The following is a 15,467-nucleotide window of genomic DNA, read 5'->3' as shown; positions in this document are numbered from 1 at the left end:
CCGAAGCGGGGGCTCCTTTCACGTCAGAGCTTCTCCACCGGCGCGTACCGCAGCAGCAGCCGCTTGGGCTTGGTGTCGCCGAAGTCGATCGTCGCCTCGGCGTTGGCGCCCGTGCCCTTCACCGCGACGACCGTGCCGAGCCCGAACTGGTCGTGCGTGACGCGGTCGCCGACCGCCAGGGCGACCACCGGCTTCTCCGCCGTACGCCGCGTGGCGAACCCGGAGGCGCCGGCCGCCGAGGAACGCGAACGCGACGACGACAGCGAGGCCGCCACCGCCGACACCGGCCCGGAGGACACGGGTCCGCTCGCCCCCGTCCGCTTCCAGTCCACGTGCGTGGCCGGGATCTCCTCCAGGAACCGCGAGGGCGGGTTGTACGACGGCTGCCCCCAGGCGCTGCGCATCGCGGACCGCGTCAGATACAGCCGCTCCCGGGCGCGCGTGATGCCGACGTAGGCCAGGCGGCGTTCCTCCTCCAGTTCCTTGGTCTGGCCGAGGGCCCGCATGTGCGGGAAGACGCCGTCCTCCATGCCGGTGAGGAACACGACGGGGAACTCGAGGCCCTTGGCGGTGTGCAGGGTCATCAGGGTGATGACCCCGGAGCCGTCCTCGTCCTCGTCGGGGATCTGGTCGGAGTCGGCGACCAGGGCGACCTGCTCCAGGAACTCGGCCAGCCCCACCGACTCGCCCTCGCCGCGCTCCTGCTCGAACTCCAGGGCCACGGCGGCCAGTTCCTGGAGGTTCTCGATCCGGGTCTCGTCCTGCGGGTCGGTGGAAGCCTGCAACTCGGCGAGATACCCGGTGCGTTCGAGAACGGCTTCCAGGACGGTCGCGGGTCCGGCCCCGGACTCGACGATCGTACGGAGCTCCTCCATGAGTGTGTTGAACCGCTTCACGGCGTTCGTCGACCGTGCGGCCATGCCGTAGGCCTCGTCGACGCGCTTCAGCGCCTGCGGGAAGCTGATCTTCTCGCGCTGGGACAGGGCGTCGATCATCGCCTCGGCGCGCTCGCCGATGCCGCGCTTGGGGACGTTGAGGATCCGGCGCAGGGGCACCGAGTCCTCGGGGTTGGCGAGGACCCGCAGGTAGGCCAGGACGTCCCTGACCTCCTTGCGCTCGTAGAAGCGGACGCCGCCGACGACCTTGTAGGGCAGGCCGACGCGGATGAAGACCTCTTCGAACACACGGGACTGGGCGTTGGTGCGGTAGAAGACGGCGACGTCGCCGGCCCTCGCGTCGCCCGCGTCGGTCAGGCGGTCTATCTCGTCGGCGACGAACTGCGCCTCGTCGTGCTCGGTGTCGGCGACGTATCCGGTGATGCGCGCGCCGGAGCCCGCGTTGGTCCACAGGTTCTTCGGACGGCGGGACTCGTTGCGCTCGATGACCGCGTTGGCGGCGGACAGGATCGTCTGGGTGGAGCGGTAGTTCTGCTCCAGCAGGATCGTCGTCGCGTCCGGGTAGTCCTCCTCGAACTGGAGGATGTTGCGGATGGTCGCGCCGCGGAAGGCGTAGATCGACTGGTCGGCGTCACCGACGACGCACAGCTCGGCCGGCGGGACGTCGTCCTCGCTGGGCGGTACGTCGACGGGGTGCTCACCGGTGCCGACGAGTTCACGCACGAGCGCGTACTGGGCGTGGTTGGTGTCCTGGTACTCGTCGACCAGGACGTGCCGGAAGCGGCGGCGGTAGTGCTCGGCGACGTCGGGGAACGCGCGCAGCAGGTTGACCGTCGTCATGATCAGGTCGTCGAAGTCGAGGGCGTTGGCCTCGCGCAGCCGCGACTGGTAGAGGGCGTAGGCCTGGGCGAGGGTCTTCTCGAAGCCGTCGGTGGCCTGGGCGGCGAAGTCCTCCTCGTCGATCAGCTCGTTCTTCAGGTTGCTGATCTTGGCGCTGAAGGACTTGGGCGGGTAGCGCTTGGGGTCGAGGTCCAGGTCGCGGCAGACCAGGGCCATCAGACGCTTGGAGTCGGCGGCGTCGTAGATCGAGAACGACGACGTGAAGCCGAGCCTCTTCGACTCGCGTCGCAGGATGCGCACGCACGCGCTGTGGAAGGTCATCACCCACATCGCGTTCGCGCGCGGCCCCACGAGCTGCTCGACGCGCTCCCTCATCTCGCCCGCGGCCTTGTTGGTGAAGGTGATCGCGAGGATCTGCCCCGGGTGCACCTGGCGCTCGGCGAGGAGGTGGGCGATGCGGTGGGTGAGCACCCGCGTCTTGCCGGAGCCGGCACCCGCGACGATGAGCAGCGGGGTGTCGGAGTGGACGACGGCGGCGCGCTGGTTGTCGTTGAGCCCTTCCAGGAGGGCCGCCGCGTCGACCGCCGGGCGCGGGGCGCCGTCGCGGTAGTGGGTGTCCCGGTCCGGGGGCACGTCGAACTTCCCGCCGAACAGATCGTCCGGAACCGGCTCCGGAGCGTGATCGTCCTCGGGCGGCGGCGGGGGTTCGTCCTCGTGCCCGCGAGGGGCCTGGAGGTCCGCCAGGAAGCTGTCGTCAAAGAGGCTGCTCATCGCTCTCCGAGTCTAGGGGGCGCCACTGACAACCCGCCGCCGTCCCGGAAAACATCCCCCTCCGTCCAGGGCGTCACGGTCCGCTACACCGAAAACACCTTGGGCGACACGGTTACCGCAGGTCACGAAAATGTATCGGGCATATCACCCATCAACCTTCACAGGTGCCACACGAGTTGGCTACCGTGCCGGGCAGGCCGTACGACCCCCACCGGCGAGCCTCGCCGGGCCGCGCGGCCACCGCCGAGTCCGGTGCCCCTCGCGGAGCCGGAGCCGGGGACCCACCGAGACCTTGGGGTGAATCGGCCCACTCCCCCGACGGAGCAGGCCGTAGGGCAACCCTTCCCGCCCGAACCCGACAGCTAACCCGGTAGGCGGAGCACGGAAGGAGTCGCCTCCCTTGGCGTCGCAGCACCGCAAGCCGCGCCCCGCCGGGGGGCGCGTAGCAGGCATACGCACCCCCGCTCTCGCCACCGCCGCTCTCACCTCGGTGGCCCTGCTCTCCCAGACGGCCGACGCCGCGCCCGCCGCCGACGGCAAGCCGAGCCTGGAGGAGGTCGAGAAGAAGGTCGGCGACCTCTACCGCCAGGCCGAGTCGGCGACCGAGAAGTACAACGCCGCCAAGGAGAAGACGACCAAGCAGCGCAAGCAGGTCGACACCCTCCTCCAGGACGTCGCGCAGCGCACCGAGAAGCTCAACGACGCACGGGAGCGGCTCGGTTCCTTCGCCGCCGCCCAGTACCGCACCGGCGCCACCGCACCGGACACGGCCACCTTCCTGCTCGCGGACTCCCCGCAGGACTACTTCGACCAGACCCAGCTGATGGGGCGGCTGACCGAACGCCAGAAGGGCGCGGTCGACGACTACGTCACCGAGCAGTCGGAGACGATGAAGAAGCGTCAGGAGGCATCCCGGAGCCTCGAGACGCTCACCGAGTCGCAGAGCGAGCTGAAGACCGCCAAGGCGACCGTCCAGAAGAAGCTCAGCTCCGCGCGCGAGCTGCTGTCGCAGCTGACCGCCGAGGAGAAGGCTCGGCTGGCGGCGATCGAGAAGCAGCGGCAGGAGGAGGCGGCCCGCAAGGCGGCGGAGCTGGCCCGGCAGCAGGCGGCGGCACAGGCGGCCGCGCAACAGGGGAGCGCCGGGTCCTCGGGCACGGACACGTCGTCGCCTTCGGTTCCGTCGTCGTCCTCGCCGTCCGCCCCGGCCACGGACGCCTCCTACGCCACCAAGGCCGAGAAGGCGCTCGCCTTCGCCCGCGCGCAGATCGGCAAGCCGTACGTCTGGGGTGCCACCGGCCCCGAGTCCTACGACTGCTCCGGCCTCACCCAGGCCGCCTGGAAGGCCGCCGGCGTCACCCTCCCGCGCACCACCTACGACCAGGTGAACGCCGGCACGACGGTCTCCCTGGCCAACGCCCAGCCCGGTGACCTGGTCTTCTTCTACGACGACGTCACCCACGTCGGCATCTACATCGGCAACGGGATGATGATCCACGCCCCGAAGCCCGGCACGTACGTCCGCGAGGAGTCGATCTACTACGACGGCGAGTCGGCGATCCACAGCGTGGTGCGCCCGGCCTGAGGAAACCTCCGGCCGGTGCCGCCGGTTCTGTCCGCCGGTTGTCCGCCGGTTGGGTTGGCCGGTTGCTCGCAGGTGTCTGCCGGTTGTCCCCGGGTCGGATCCGCCGGTTGGGTTGGCCGGTTGTTCGCAAGTGTTCTGCCGGTTGTCCCCGGGTCGGATCCGCCGGTTGGCCGCCGGTCGGTCCGGGAGCCAGGTCCGCCCGCCGTGCCCGAAGGCCGTCCCTCTGCTGCGACCGAAGGCCGTCCGCCCGTCGTGTCCGCAGGCCGTCCGCCTGTCCTGTCCGACAGGCCGTCCCTCCGCCCCTCCGCCGTCCGCGCCCGTGTGCCGGTTCCCCTGGCCGGGGTGAGGCCGGTGGCCGCCGACCGGCAGACCCGTCCGCGGGGACGGAAGTCATGGGCGGACGGAGCGGAGGGGCGGAGGAGGCAGAGGTCGGCGGAGGCAGCGGGGGCGGAGCAGACGGGGCGAGGCGGCGGTGTGCGCATCCCGCCGAACCCTGCCCCCTGTCCTGCGCCCGCGCGTTGTTCCCCATGGGCATGACGGCGGCGGCGACGCTGTCCGTCGCCGCCGCCGTCGATGTCCCGTGGCTGAAGGGCCCCGGGCAGGCGCTGCTGTGGATCTCGGTCGCGGCACGGCTGGCCGTCGCCGCGGGGGCGGCGCGCTCCGCGCGCGCGGCGATCAGGTCCAGAGCACCGCGATGAAGACGTTCGCCGCGGTCAGCAGCCCGACCAGGCCGAACAGGGGTTTCTCCACCGCCTCGTCGTCCCGCTTCACATAGACGAGGCCGAGGATCACGACCAGCAGGGCCAGCTTCACCCCGATCTTGATGTTGTTGACCTCCTGGTCGTCGGCCTGGTTGAGGCCGACCAGGATGACGCCGGTGACCAGCATCGTCGCCGCGCCGTGCAGCATCGCGGGGACGAAGCGGGCCGTGCCCTGGCCCATCGCCTTCATCTGCGTGAGGAAGCCGCCCAACAGGGCGGCGATGCCGATGATGTGCAGGCCGACGAAAAGATGGATGAGTACGCCCATGAGTCCGGATGCTATTCAGCCGCCCCGAATCGCCCCGACACCGGCCCGGCCTCTGCGACGCACGTGCAGTTGTGCGTGCCGTAGCACTGTCGCGCTTCATCGCGCTCCGGATCGGCCGCATCGGTCAGGGCGCCACGCGAAGTCGTCGACCTCGGACGCTCCCGCTGACCACTTACGGTCACCGGACAATCCGCCCCTGTCACTTCCGCACATCCCGTTACCGATGTGTCACGGACGGGCTTAGCGTCCTCCCCCAGGTGACCGGCTCCCCACCGCCGCCCGGACCAGGGGCGGCAGTCGGACACCACCGCCGAGGTCCGGCGGCGGGCCCACTCCCTGTGCGGGACCGCCGCCGGCCCCGTCAGCCGCTCCCCGCGGCCGTACGTCCGTCCGCTCCCCACGGCGGGCACGGGTCCCGCCCTGCCCCGGACGGCCGAACCGACGAGGCGGTCGTACGAAAGGACGTGCAGTCCCACGTGGCAGCGCACCGCAAGCCCCGACAGCGCTCGCTCGGAAGTCACCCGGCCCGGACGGCGCTGACCATCGCCCTCGCCGGCGCGGCGGGCGCGACGGCGTTCGACGGGATCGGACACGCCGAGCCGAAACCCACACCGGCGCAGGTGAAGGCCAAGGTGGACAAGCTGTACCAGGAGGCCGAGGCCGCCACCGAGAAGTACAACGGCGCGAAGGAGAAGGCGACGGCGGCCGAGCAACGGCTGAAGGCCCTCCAGGACGAGGCCGCTCGCAAGGAGGCCCGGCTCACCACGGCACGCGAGGAGCTGGGGTCCATGGCCGCCGCACAGTACCGCAGCGGAGGCCTCGACTCCGCGATGCAGCTCGCGCTCTCCGACGACCCCGACCAGTACCTCGACAACGCCGCCTTCGCCGAACGCGCGGGCCACCGTCAGTCGGGCACCGTCGCCCGCGTGCGCAAGCAACTGCGGGAGGTCGAGCAACTGCGCGGCGCCGCCCGCATCGAGGTGACCTCGCTCAGAGCCCGACAGGCGGAGCTGAAGCGGCACAAGACGACGATCACCGGCAAGCTCGACGCGGCCCGCCGTCTGCTGTCCCGGCTGACGGCCGGGGAACGGGCCCGGCTCACCGCGGACACGGGCACCGGGACGGCCACCCGCGCCTCCCGCGCCGCGACCGGCCCCCGCAGCCACCTCACCGCACCCGGCAGCACCTCCGCACAGGCGCCCAGCTCGCGCGCCGCGGCGGCCGTCTCCTACGCCTACTCCAAGCTCGGCAGCCCCTATGTGTGGGGGGCGACCGGACCGAACGCCTTCGACTGCTCGGGCCTGGTCCTGGCGGCGTACCGCTCCGCCGGCATCTCGCTGCCGCGCACGACCTACTCCCAGATCGACGCCGGCCGCCGCATCTCCCGCTCCGAACTCCTCCCCGGTGACCTGGTGTTCTTCTACTCCGGCATCACCCACGTGGGCATCTACGTCGGTGGCGGCCGCATGATCCACGCCCCCAACCCCTCGGCCCCGGTCCGCGTGGCGCCGCTGGACGAGATGCCCTACGCGGGCGCCACCCGGGTGGTGTGAGGGCCGGCGGGGAGTGACCGCGCCGCCCCGATCGTCACACCAGCCGTCGCGCCGTCGCCCACCGCGTCAGCTCGTGCCGGTTGGACAGCTGGAGCTTCCTGAGGACCGCCGAGACGTGGGACTCGACCGTCTTCACCGAGATGAACAACTGCTTGGCTATCTCCTTGTAGGCGTAGCCACGGGCGATGAGGCGCAGAACCTCCCGCTCGCGCTGCGTGAGACGGTCGAGGTCCTCGTCGACCGGCGGGGCGTCGGTGGAGGCGAAGGCGTCGAGGACGAACCCGGCGAGCCGCGGCGAGAAGACGGCGTCGCCCTCCTGCACACGGAAGACGGAGTCGACCAGGTCGGTGCCGGTGATCGTCTTGGTGACGTATCCGCGGGCACCGCCGCGGATCACTCCGATCACGTCCTCCGCCGCGTCCGAGACGGACAGCGCGAGGAACCGCACAGGCCGCTCGGGGTCGCCCATCAACGGAGCACAGCGGCGCAGCACTTCGACCCCGCCTCCGCCCGGGAGGTGGACGTCGAGGAGTACCACCTCGGGCCGGGTCGCGGTGATGACGGTGACCGCCTGGTCGACGTCCGCCGCCTCGCCCACGACCTCGACGCCGGTCTCCTCGGTCCGGCCGATCTCGGCCTGGACCCCCGTACGGAACATGCGGTGGTCGTCGACGAGGACCACGCGCACGTGGCGCCCGCCCGTGCTCTCGCCGGTGGTCCGCGCCGGCTCGGCGGCCTCCGCCGCTCCCGCCGCCGCGTTCGTCTCGGTCGGGTCACTCATGACGTCTTCTCCGCCCTCTCCATCTCCAGCTCGACCTCCGTGCCGCCGCCCGGCACCGCCCGCAGGCGCGCCGTGCCGCCGTTGCGCTCCATGCGGCCGATGATCGATTCTCTGACGCCCATGCGGTCGGCGGGTATCGAGTCGAGGTCGAAACCGGGACCGCGGTCCCGGACCGACACGAAGACCGTCCTTCCCTCGACCTCGGCGTAGACCTGTACGGCACCGCCCTCGCCACCGTACTTGGCGGCGTTCACCATCGCCTCGCGCGCGGCCTGCATCTGCGCCACCACCCGCTCGTCGAGCGGGCAGTCACCGACCACCACCACTTCGATGGGGACGCCGTGCTTGTCCTCGACCTCGGCCGCGTTGCGCCGGACCGCGTCGGCCAGGGTGGTCGGCTCGTCGGCCTCGTCCTTGCCGGTGCCCTCCGGCTTGTACAGCCAGGTGCGCAGGTCGCGCTCCTGAGCGCGGGCGAGGCGGCGCACCTCGCCGGCGTTCTCCGCGTTGCGCTGGATCAGGGTGAGGGTGTGCAACACCGAGTCGTGGACGTGCGCCGCGACCTCCGCGCGCTCCTGGGCGCGGATGCGCATGAGGCGCTCCTCGGAGAGGTCCTGCGTCATCCGGACCAGATACGGCCCGGCGAGCAGCGTGATGCCGACCAGGACGGCGAGGGCCGCCTGGAGCACCGAACCGAGATGTGCGGCCGAGCCCTGCAGGACGAAGATGCCGGAGACGCCGGCGGTGACCAGCAGGACACCGCCGCCCGCCCGCAGCAGCGTGAGCGTACGGCGCCGGCGGCCGGCCTCGACCCAGCGGGCGCGACGGGCGTTGTCCGCCTGGCGCCAGACGAGGGCGACGCCCGCACCGACGAGGACGGCGGGCAGGAGGTACGCCTTGGCGCCGCCGCCCAGGTTCACATTGCCCACGAAGACCATGGCGACGACGACCATGAGGAGCAGGGCGACGATCTGGCCCTTGTCCGGTCTGCGGGCGACGAGTTTGCGGCGGCCGTCGGGCGCGGTCTCGGTGACGACGAGGGACGGGGGCTTCTGCCCGCCCACACCGCCGATGCCCAGCGGCACGAAGAACCAGAAGGCCGCGTAGAGCAGGGCGCCGAGGCCGTCCGCCAGGAACAGGCCGACGAAGACGAGCCGCACCCAGATGACGGGCAGCCCGAGATGCCCGGCGAGCCCCCGCGCCACGCCACCCAGCCAACGTCCGTCGCTGCTGCGGTAGAGCTTGCGCGGAGGCCGCGGTTCGACGAGTGGCGCTGCTGCGGCTTCCGGCATGCCATTGATGGTCACACGGCGGCTCGACCCGAGCATCAGGGTTCGCCCCCGAGACGCCCCTGATCTTCGACGGTCTCGCAGGTCGAACGCCTCCCCGGCCCGGGCTCAGGGCCGATATCAGGGTCCGACCAGGGTCGTTCCGACTGCCGCCGGGGCGTCTCGCCCGCCACCATTGACTCATGACGAATCACCAGCACGCCGCGGACGCCGCGCCCGACCGGGGCGCCGCGCCCGACGCGGCCGCTCCGTCCCCGGGCGCCCCGGGCGCCGCAGGTGAGAACCCGCGCGCGCACGGGCAGGCGGGCGCGCACGGGGAAAGGGGTGCGGGAGCCGACGCCGCCGGCCTCCTGCACCGGTTCCGCCGCGACCGGGAGCACAAAATGCTCGCGGGGGTGTGCGCGGGTCTCGGGCGGCAGTGCGACATGGATCCGGTGATCTTCCGGATCACGCTCGCGGTGCTCTCCGCGACCGGGGGCATCGGCCTCATCTTCTACGGCTTCGCCTGGCTCTTCGTCCCCTACGCCGAGGACGGCGAGAACGAGGTGCGCAAGCTGCTCACCGGGAGAGTGGACGGGCAGGCCCTCACGGCCGTGCTGTTCGCGCTGGTCGGCTGCGGAGTGTTCCTGTCGATGCTGAACAACGGCGGGGTGCTGGCCTTCGCGGTCGTCCTCTCCCTCCTCCTCGCCGGCGCCGGCTACTGGTCGAGGCACCGGGTGGGCGCCGCCGACACCGATCCGCTCGCCGCCCAGGCGGTGGCCGACGCCCCGCCGGAGGCGAAGGCACCGCCCGTCGCCACCGCCTACCCGTCCTGGTGGCGGGAGCCGATCGTGAAGGACGGCACGCACGACGGAGGCACCGGCTACCTGTGGGGTCCGAGCGATCCCCGCACTCCGGACGCCTCTTCCGTCTTCGACGTCAGACTCACCGGTCACCTCGGTCCTCGCCTGGACATACGGGCGGCGCGCGGCCGGTCCTCCGGCCCGCGCGGCCCCCGCTGGATCGGCGGCTGGTTCTTCCTGTTCGCGATGGTCGCGGGCGGCCTCGCCACCCGGCTCACCTGGGAGCGGGAGCCGCTGGGCACGAGCCTCCAGATCGGCCTGGCCATCGCACTCGCCGTGCTGGGCCTCGGCATCGCGGTCAGCTCGTTCCTGGGCCGTACCGGGGCGGGGTCGATCTTCCTGGCCGTCGTCACGGCGGGGCTGCTGGCCGGATCGGCCACCCTGCCGAAGGACATCGGCACGAGATGGACGGACACGACCTGGCAGCCCACGGCGGTGGCGGACGTCCGGTCGGCCTACGACCTCGGCACAGGGGAGGCCACATTGGACCTGTCCCGGCTGGAGCTGGCCAAGGGGCAGACGGTGCGCACCGACGCCGAGGTGGGGGTCGGCCGGCTACGGGTGGTCGTGCCGCCGGACGTGACCGTGAAAGTACAGATCGACGTGGGCCTCGGTGACATCCAGTTGCCGGGCGATGACCAGAAGGACGTGGACGTGGAACCGGGCAAGCACAAGGAGCTGACCCTGTCGCCGGTGTCGGGCGGCAAGGACGCCGGGACGATAAACCTCCACCTCCAGGTCGGCGCCGGACAGGCGGAGGTGGCCCGTGCTGCGTCATGAGTTCCGGCCGGGACGGCTGGTTGCCGGCATGGTCTTCACGCTGGCGGGCGTCCTCTACGCGGGTGACGCGGGCGGCCTCTGGGACACGCCGTGGTTCGTGATCATCCCGCTCGTGGTGGGCGGCCTGTCCCTGGCCGGCGCCACCGGAGTCGCGACCCACGCCGTCCGCAGACGCCAGGGCTTCCGCCGGGGCACTCCGGCGGAACCGGGGACGGGGGCAGGCTCGTAGACGGGGCCCGCCCGGCGGCGCGCCCGCCCGCCGAGCGGGGGGATGTACCGCCCGCCCACCCCGCCGGGCGGGCGGTACATCCCCTTGGACTCGGGCGGTTGCCGACCGCGAGGCCCGGACTACAGGAGCGCCGGGCACGCTTCCCAGAGCCTGCGGCCCCACCCACCGGACAGGGCCCATCCCACCAGGGCTGAGGGCAGCTCCGGCCACAGGGCCCGGACTGCACGAGCACCTGGCACACTCCCCGAAACCTGCGGCCCCACCCACCGGACAAGGCCCATCCCACCAGGGCTTCGGGCAGCTCCGGGCGCGGGTGGCCCGTGGCTCCGAGAGCGGCTGGCACGCTCACCGGCGTTCGGGGCCTGGGCGCACGAGCGCCTGCTCCAGGACGCAGCCGCGTCCGTCAGGATCCAGCCCCGTCCGCCAGGACGCGGAACCGGCCTACCGGAAGGCTCCGACTCGCCGCCGCCTCCTGGTACGCCAGGCCGCGTCCAGGGAGAAGGCGGGGGCGCCGGCGAGGACGAGGGGGAGCCAGGCCATGAGGTACGGGAGGTCGTTGCCGTAGTAGTAGGGGTCCGAGGCCCAGCTGACCGTCAGCCACAGGCTGAGCGAGATCAGCGCGCCTCCGAGCGCGGCGACGCGGGTGAGGAGACCGAGGAGGGCGCCGATGCCGACGGCGAGTTCCCCGAAGGCCATCGCGTAGCCGAAGCCGGTCGGGTTCTTCAGGGCCAGGTCGACCAGGGCGGGGATCGCGGAGGTGTCCCGGACGGCACGCATGGTGTCGCCGATCGAACCGGCGCCGCTGTTCTGGAGGAAGGAGCCGTCGGTCAGCTTGTCGAGGCCGGCGTAGACGAAGGTGACGCCGAGGAAGAGGCGGAGGGGAAGGAGGGCGTACCGGGTGGCGCTGTCCCGCCAGTCGTGGCCGCCGTCGAGATAAGGGGGGTGCGTGTCCGTTCGCATGCCGTGAGCCATCGCCCGTAGCCGCCTCTCGCCGACGTGGTGGACCCCTCACAAGACCATACGTAGGAAAGGGCAGGTGCGCTCAATGGTTCGTCCGACGTTTTCCCCACCCTCACCCCCACCCTCGCCCTCACGCCCTCCCCGGCTCCGGCCCCGAATCCGACCTCGACCTCGCCCGCGCCCCAGGTTCCGATTCCCATCCCGGACCGGGTCCCCGACTGACTCCCTCACCCTCTCCCCCGCTCCGGGTGGGTGGGGGCTCAGTCGGTGACGTCGATCGTGCAGCGGTTGGTCTCCACTCCTGCCGCCGTGACGACCTGTACCTCGACGCGCCCGGGCTCCACCTCGGCCGGGACCGGGACCGTCAGGACCGCGTCGGTGGGGTTGCTGAAGCCACCGGTGACCGGGACGAGCGGCACGTGGACGTGGACGGTGCCGATGCGGACGACCATGCGGGAGAGGCGGTCGGCGCCCTGCGCGCCGGGCGGGACGAATCCGGCGCCGCGGATCTCGATGTCGTCGCCGGTGCGGATCGGTGCGTCAAGGTCACCGGCCTCCCGGGAGCGGACGACGGAGAGGATCACGGGGCGGCCGCCCTCGGCGTACTTGCCGGCGAGGTAGGTCGCGGCCGACACCAGCACCACCACGGCCAGCCCCCAGGGCAGGTCGGGCAGTTGGTCGGGGCGGCGGGCGAGGCGTACGGCGGCGAAGGCCAGGGCGACGGCGCTGATCACGACGTACTGGATGTCGGCGAAGGCGCCGCGGCCGGCATCGTCGGTGAGCAGGTCGGCGGCGCGGGGCCGGTGGGCGCGGACCTTCTGGAGCCGCTGGGACAGCACCCGCAGGCCGACGACCCGGCGCACGAGGACGGCGATCGCGCAGACCACGGCGAGGACGGTCACCACACCGGCCCCGCGGACCAGGTCGAGCCCGGCGATCAGGGCGTCGCGTTCGGCGGGGCCGGAGGCGGCGGCCAGCCGTCCGACGAGGACCAGCACCGCGTACGCCACGAACAGCACCCAGGCGGCGGCGACCGCCCGCGAGGTGGAAAGGCGGTTGTCCTCGCCGACGACCGGGGCCAGCGCGCCACCGCGGGCCCGGTGGAACCAGGAGGCGGCCGTCAGCGCGCCGGCGACGACGAGTGCGGCGAGCAGTCCGGCGCTGCGGGCGTTGCTCCAGCCGGCGCCGATCGCGGTCAGGGACTGCACGACGAGCAGGACGACGACCGCCGCCCACACGGTGCACGCGGTCCGCAGCCAGAGGCGGGCGAGCCAGGCCTCGCCCTCGGCGCGACCGCGGTCGGCGACGAGTTCCGCGGACTGGGTGAGTTCTTCCGAGACCCACTGACGGGAGGCGGAGGCCGAGTGGGCGACGGCGGCCGGCAGGCCCTGACCGGCGGCGAACCCGTCGCGCAGGGTCAGGAACGCGGCGACCGCGCGCCGATGTCCCTCCCGCGCTCCGTGCGGACAGTCCCCACAGGTGCAGCCGCCCTCGTGCGCACCGGGTTCCGCTCCCTGTCTGGCTTCCTGCACCGCCACGTCCGACGCCCGCCTTCTCCACATTCCGAACGGGCGGCGGACCTTCGGGAACCAGGCCACCGCCCTGCGAACAACTCCCCTGCGACGTGGACGAATTGTGCCCTACGGCACACCCCCGGTCGTCGGCAGGTGTGGTCAGCGCGGGTGAATCGAAGACCACCGCGTTGACCCGGCCACGGGAATCCCTCTCGAGGGAGCGGCCCTAGGTCAGCAGATCCGGCTCGCTGCGGCTGATGTCCTGCCACAGCGGCTGGTAGTTGATCCAGGCCACCAGGTCGCCGCCGAGCTGCTCGCGGGTCGCGACCGCCGCCCGGTGGTCGATCAGCACCGGGCGGCCGGCGGCGCGTGCGGTGAGCTGGACCTGGCTGGAGCGTTCCATCGAGAGGAACCACCAGGCAGCCGCGTCCACCGAGTCCCCGACGGTCAGCAGTCCGTGGTTGCGCAGGACCAGCGCCTTGCGGGAGCCGAGCGCGGACGCGATGCGCCGGCCCTCCTCGGCGTCGACGGCGACCCCTGTGTAGGCGTCGTAGAGGGCGTGGTCCTCGTAGAAGGCGCAGCTCTCCTGGGTGATCGGGTCGAGCAGTTCGCCGAGGGCGGCGAGGGCGCGGCCGTGCACCGAGTGGCAGTGGGCGACGGCGACGACGTCGGGCCGGGCGGCATGGACCTGGGCGTGCACGGTGAAGGCGGCCTGGTTGACGTGGTAGCGGCCCTCGACGACCTGTCCGTCGGAGTTGGCCAGCACGAGGTCGCTCACCGTGACGTGCTTGAAGGGCATCCCGAACGGGTTGACCCAGAAGCAGTCGGTGTACTCGGGGTCGCGCGCGGTGATGTGCCCCGAGACGCCGTCCTCGAAGCCGAGCCGTCCGAAGATCCGCACCGCGGCCGCCAGGCGTTCCTTGCGGTGCCGGCGCTCGTCCTCGACGGACTCGTGCATCGGCGGCATGGCGAACCGCAACCGGTCGGTGGGCAGCGGGGCGGGCGGCGTGGGCCCGTGCATCGGTCCTCCAGCACTGGGTTGCTTCACTGGGCGGAAGTTACCGTCGGCCAGGGAAAAAGGGCAGAGCCGTTATGCAAAGATGACGATTTCCGTCACCTGTGGAGCACGTCTTGAGCCTCGCCGATCGCCACCTCGACTCCCTCATGCGCCAGGTCGCGACACGCAATGCGATCGAGCTGATCCATCCTTTCGCGGAGTGGGAGACCTTCGGCGCGCTGGCGTACGTCGCGGAGTGTTACGGCTTCCGTTATGAGAGCGTGCGCCTGGTCGGGAAGCAGCGGATCGTCCATGTCCACCTGGTGCGCGACCCGAGCCCGGCGGCCCGGCAGCGGGCGGCGGCGAACTCGGCGGCCTTCCCCGACCCGGGCCCCGGCCGTCCGGTGCCCGGCATGTACCTGGGTTCGCTCACCCCGGTCCCCGAGGCGCGGGCGGACGTCGACCTGGTCACGACGCTCATCCGGCACGACGCCCTCGGCGCGGCCGCCGACCGCGGGCAGCTCCTCACCGTCGGCTGGGGCGCGGCGGGGCTGTTCCTGCTGTTGGCCGTGCTGACCGGCGAGTACGCCGTCCTGCTTCCGCTCGCGGTGCTGATGCCGCTGGGCATGCTCGGTGCGCTGCGTGCCAATGCGGCCCGGCGCGCGAAGCTCGCGGCGTGGCTCACGGCGGCGGGCTGCACGCCCCTGCGGGACGAGACGACGGGCCGGGAGCGGTTCGTCCGGCCGGTGCCGTACGGCGTGTGAGACAGCCTCGAATATCCGACAGAAGGTGTCGGGTATCGGCGGGACACTCGCCTTATGACAGCACGTGACACGACAGCGCATCAGACGGCGGGCGAGCCGGCGACCCGGGCGGCTGCGGCCACGGAGACCGTCGGCGAGCCGGCGAGCCGGGCGGCTGCGACCACGGGAACCGTCGGCTGGGCGGCCTTCGTCGCGGCGGAGCCGGAGCTGGCGCGGACGGTCGAGGACCGTTTCGGCGCCTACACCCATCACGTCCTGGCGACCCTGCGCAGGGACGGTTCGCCCCGCACCAGCGGGATCGAGGTCCGTTTCCTCGACGGTGAGCTGTGGCTCGGCATGATGCCGGGCTCGCTCAAGGCCCTCGACCTGCTGCGCGACCCGCGTTTCTCGCTCCAGGCCAACCTCGGCGAGGGAACCGGGATGGGCGGCGGGGACGTCCGGATCAGCGGCCGGGCGGTCGAGGTGACGGACGAGGAGGCGGCGAAGGCCGGGTATGTGAAAGAGGTGGAACCGCCGCAGCCGTTCCACCTCTTCCGCACCGCGTTGACGGAGGTCGTGCGGACCTCCGTCGAGGACGACAATCTGGTCGTCCAGGTCTGGAAGCCCGGAGAGCCGGTGCGGACCCTCCGGCGGACCTGAGCCC

14 protein-coding genes and 1 riboswitch are annotated in these 15,467 nt (G+C 72.1%); of the genes, 7 read left to right on the top strand and 7 right to left on the bottom strand.

Going from position 1 to position 15,467, the window contains the following annotated elements:
• Positions 1–23: 23 nt before the first annotated feature.
• The gene (pcrA, locus tag ACZ4YY_RS19455) at positions 24–2,507 is read right to left on the bottom strand and encodes a DNA helicase PcrA (protein ID WP_468291283.1); all 2,484 of its coding nucleotides are present in this window, start codon (positions 2,505–2,507) and stop codon (positions 24–26) included.
• Positions 2,508–2,738: 231 nt separating this feature from the next.
• Positions 2,739–2,899, top strand: a riboswitch (cyclic di-AMP (ydaO/yuaA leader).
• Positions 2,900–2,907: 8 nt separating this feature from the next.
• On the opposite strand from pcrA, the gene ACZ4YY_RS19450 reads away from it, so the two are divergent.
• Together ACZ4YY_RS19450 and ACZ4YY_RS19445 are read left to right on the top strand one after the other, a co-directional pair.
• Positions 2,908–4,089, top strand: a complete 1,182-nt coding sequence (locus ACZ4YY_RS19450) for a C40 family peptidase (protein ID WP_468291280.1) — start codon at positions 2,908–2,910, stop codon at positions 4,087–4,089.
• Between the two features lie 527 nt (positions 4,090–4,616).
• Positions 4,617–4,787 carry a hypothetical protein gene (locus tag ACZ4YY_RS19445; protein WP_468291278.1) on the top strand — a complete coding sequence of 57 codons (171 nt, stop codon included), beginning with the start codon at positions 4,617–4,619 and terminating at the stop codon, positions 4,785–4,787.
• Here ACZ4YY_RS19445 and ACZ4YY_RS19440 read toward each other — a convergent pair.
• The gene (locus ACZ4YY_RS19440; protein WP_468291275.1) at positions 4,765–5,118 is read right to left on the bottom strand and encodes a hypothetical protein; all 354 of its coding nucleotides are present in this window, start codon (positions 5,116–5,118) and stop codon (positions 4,765–4,767) included. The two genes, ACZ4YY_RS19445 and ACZ4YY_RS19440, sit on opposite strands and share 23 nt — an antisense overlap.
• A 476-nt stretch (positions 5,119–5,594) precedes the next feature.
• Between ACZ4YY_RS19440 and ACZ4YY_RS19435 the strand changes: the two genes are divergently transcribed.
• Positions 5,595–6,671 (top strand): C40 family peptidase, encoded by a 1,077-nt coding sequence (locus tag ACZ4YY_RS19435; protein ID WP_468291272.1) that lies wholly within the window; start codon positions 5,595–5,597, stop codon positions 6,669–6,671.
• A 34-nt stretch (positions 6,672–6,705) separates the two neighbouring features.
• On the opposite strand, the gene ACZ4YY_RS19430 is transcribed toward ACZ4YY_RS19435, so the two are convergent.
• Both ACZ4YY_RS19430 and ACZ4YY_RS19425 read right to left on the bottom strand, forming a co-directional pair.
• Positions 6,706–7,452 carry a LuxR C-terminal-related transcriptional regulator gene (locus tag ACZ4YY_RS19430; protein WP_468291270.1) on the bottom strand — a complete coding sequence of 249 codons (747 nt, stop codon included), beginning with the start codon at positions 7,450–7,452 and terminating at the stop codon, positions 6,706–6,708.
• Positions 7,449–8,741 (bottom strand): ATP-binding protein, encoded by a 1,293-nt coding sequence (locus ACZ4YY_RS19425; RefSeq protein ID WP_468291267.1) that lies wholly within the window; start codon positions 8,739–8,741, stop codon positions 7,449–7,451. Before ACZ4YY_RS19425 ends, ACZ4YY_RS19430 begins: the two co-directional genes overlap by 4 nt.
• Positions 8,742–8,920: 179 nt before the next feature.
• On the opposite strand from ACZ4YY_RS19425, the gene ACZ4YY_RS19420 reads away from it, so the two are divergent.
• Together ACZ4YY_RS19420 and ACZ4YY_RS19415 are read left to right on the top strand one after the other, a co-directional pair.
• Positions 8,921–10,360 carry a PspC domain-containing protein gene (locus ACZ4YY_RS19420; RefSeq protein ID WP_468291265.1) on the top strand — a complete coding sequence of 480 codons (1,440 nt, stop codon included), beginning with the start codon at positions 8,921–8,923 and terminating at the stop codon, positions 10,358–10,360.
• Complete coding sequence (locus ACZ4YY_RS19415; RefSeq protein ID WP_468291264.1) at positions 10,347–10,589, top strand: hypothetical protein; 243 nt, start codon at positions 10,347–10,349, stop codon at positions 10,587–10,589. Before ACZ4YY_RS19420 ends, ACZ4YY_RS19415 begins: the two co-directional genes overlap by 14 nt.
• A gap of 441 nt (positions 10,590–11,030) precedes the next feature.
• On the opposite strand, the gene ACZ4YY_RS19410 is transcribed toward ACZ4YY_RS19415, so the two are convergent.
• From ACZ4YY_RS19410 to ACZ4YY_RS19400, 3 genes are all read right to left on the bottom strand, one after another.
• Complete coding sequence (locus ACZ4YY_RS19410; RefSeq protein WP_468291262.1) at positions 11,031–11,561, bottom strand: DoxX family protein; 531 nt, start codon at positions 11,559–11,561, stop codon at positions 11,031–11,033.
• A 248-nt stretch (positions 11,562–11,809) separates the two neighbouring features.
• A complete protein-coding gene (locus ACZ4YY_RS19405; RefSeq protein ID WP_468291260.1) occupies positions 11,810–13,087 on the bottom strand; it encodes a hypothetical protein in 1,278 nt (425 codons plus the stop codon).
• A 202-nt stretch (positions 13,088–13,289) separates the two neighbouring features.
• On the bottom strand, positions 13,290–14,084 hold the full coding sequence (locus tag ACZ4YY_RS19400; protein ID WP_468291257.1) for a class II aldolase/adducin family protein: 795 nt from the start codon (positions 14,082–14,084) through the stop codon (positions 13,290–13,292).
• Between the two features lie 110 nt (positions 14,085–14,194).
• On the opposite strand from ACZ4YY_RS19400, the gene ACZ4YY_RS19395 reads away from it, so the two are divergent.
• Together ACZ4YY_RS19395 and ACZ4YY_RS19390 are read left to right on the top strand one after the other, a co-directional pair.
• A complete protein-coding gene (locus ACZ4YY_RS19395; protein WP_468291254.1) occupies positions 14,195–14,824 on the top strand; it encodes a hypothetical protein in 630 nt (209 codons plus the stop codon).
• 54 nt (positions 14,825–14,878) lie between these two features.
• Positions 14,879–15,463 (top strand): pyridoxamine 5'-phosphate oxidase family protein, encoded by a 585-nt coding sequence (locus tag ACZ4YY_RS19390; RefSeq protein ID WP_468291252.1) that lies wholly within the window; start codon positions 14,879–14,881, stop codon positions 15,461–15,463.
• Positions 15,464–15,467 lie beyond the last annotated feature (4 nt).

The organism is Streptomyces sp. NPDC030143, from assembly GCF_055573695.1.
Note: the sequence above shows the minus strand (reverse complement) of the source record. Positions and strands in the feature narration are given on the sequence as shown.